This window comes from Streptomyces sp. YS-3 (assembly GCF_045257485.1).
Classification (GTDB): Bacteria; Actinomycetota; Actinomycetes; order Streptomycetales; family Streptomycetaceae; genus Streptomyces.
Genome location: NZ_JBJHPC010000985.1, coordinates 1 through 1,439, shown reverse-complemented (window position 1 = coordinate 1,439; position 1,439 = coordinate 1). Strand labels below are relative to the sequence as shown.

Annotated in this window: 2 protein-coding genes; one reads left to right on the top strand and one right to left on the bottom strand. The window is 69.2% G+C overall.

Annotated features, from left to right (window positions below; genetic code table 11):
- Positions 1–803: 803 nt before the first annotated feature.
- On the bottom strand, positions 804–929 hold the full coding sequence (locus ACJA3G_RS36905) for a hypothetical protein (protein ID WP_406557378.1): 126 nt from the start codon (positions 927–929) through the stop codon (positions 804–806).
- A gap of 134 nt (positions 930–1,063) precedes the next feature.
- On the opposite strand from ACJA3G_RS36905, the gene ACJA3G_RS36900 reads away from it, so the two are divergent.
- Entirely contained in the window at positions 1,064–1,189 is a 126-nt protein-coding gene (locus ACJA3G_RS36900; RefSeq protein ID WP_406557377.1) for a hypothetical protein, read from the top strand.
- The last annotated feature ends 250 nt before the right edge of the window (positions 1,190–1,439 follow it).

The window sequence follows — 1,439 nt, the reverse complement described above, 5'->3', positions numbered from 1 at the left end:
GACTGCTACCCCCCGCCCGGCGCGGTCCACCCCGACCCGGGCTCGCCGCCGCGTGGCGGACGGTCTCCCCGCGATCCGCGGCGGCCACGCGGGGCGCCCCGAGCGCACCGGCGGCCAGTCCCAGCGCGGCCGTCACGGCGGTCGCCCGCCACCACCGCCGCGGGTGGCAACTCTTCTTCATGCCCTGTACCTCTCCTGGCCCGGCCCCCATACTCACGGGCACGGCACCCCGACCGTCCGACGCGCGCCCGCCGCACCCTCAAGTGGCCGACACACAGGGGCCGTCCGGGGCCGGGAGGGCCGGGCGATGCCTACGGTGACCCGCACTTCTGTGCCAGGCGGTCGGGTTGGCACGCTTTGTCAGTCAGCGCGGGTACAGTGCTTCCCGCACAAACGGAGGCCTCCATTCCGGCGGTCCCGGGGATGTGAACCCCCGGCAAACTGCCGCAAAACATCACCCGGTCAGGTGTGTGTTGCCTCACCCTTACAGGTGTGATCTGCATCACTCTTCACGGGAAGATTGCACGTCACCCTGCCCCCTTGCCCGATTCCGGGCGTTCAACTGCGCTGATCGACATACGGCTAGCTGGTGCACAACCGGCGCAACACAAGGCAAGATGGGGGCACTGTCGCGGGGAAGTGTGATCGGTATCACACTCTGGGCGTTCTCCTTGCGTACGTGACGGTAACCGCATTCGGCCGCAAGGAAGGCCCCACCGGTCGCCGGCCAAGCTCCCAGGTGAGGCCTCCTCAGCACACCGACTGCAGCGCGGCCCCGACCGGTCAGGTCGGGGCTTTGCGCGTCAGAAGGGCCAGTTGTCCCGCACGACCTTGTAGATCGTGTAGAGCGGACCCATCCAGCGGGCCGCCCGGTACGGCCGGTCCCGCCTGCAGCAGCAGTGCCCCTCTGGCTTCTTTTTCTTCGCCATCGGGATCAATCACCCCTTTCCTCGGGGCCTGCGGATCCCGCAGGCCCGTTCGGTGGGGTCCACGTCATCGTGGACTCCGCGGGATGCACGAAGAGCTCGGGCCCCCAGGGCGATTGATGAGGAGGAGCGTACCCGTGTACCGCCCCCTTCGCCGCGACGCCAACTCCCTCACGCAGGGCCACGGGTGGGGCACCCAGTGCCTCGGCGAGCGGCTGTATACGACATCCGTCCTCGCCCGCGTGGCCTGCCAAGTGCTCTAGCTGCGACAGCGCATGACGGAACGTATGGAACGCAGTGCCAGTTCCCCTGACGCGAGTCGTCTAAATCACATACGGAGCGGGCTCTTCGAGTGAACCCCGGGAGCCATTGGTCCGTACCCGGGTACGTCTCCAGGACCTCGGATCCCGGTCGGCGTTCCCCGGGAAGCGGGAGCCAACTCCTGGCGGCGCGGGCGGGGTTGCCGGTCCCCGGGGGGAAGGGTGGCACCGTACCCCGGGGAGGGCCGCCGGG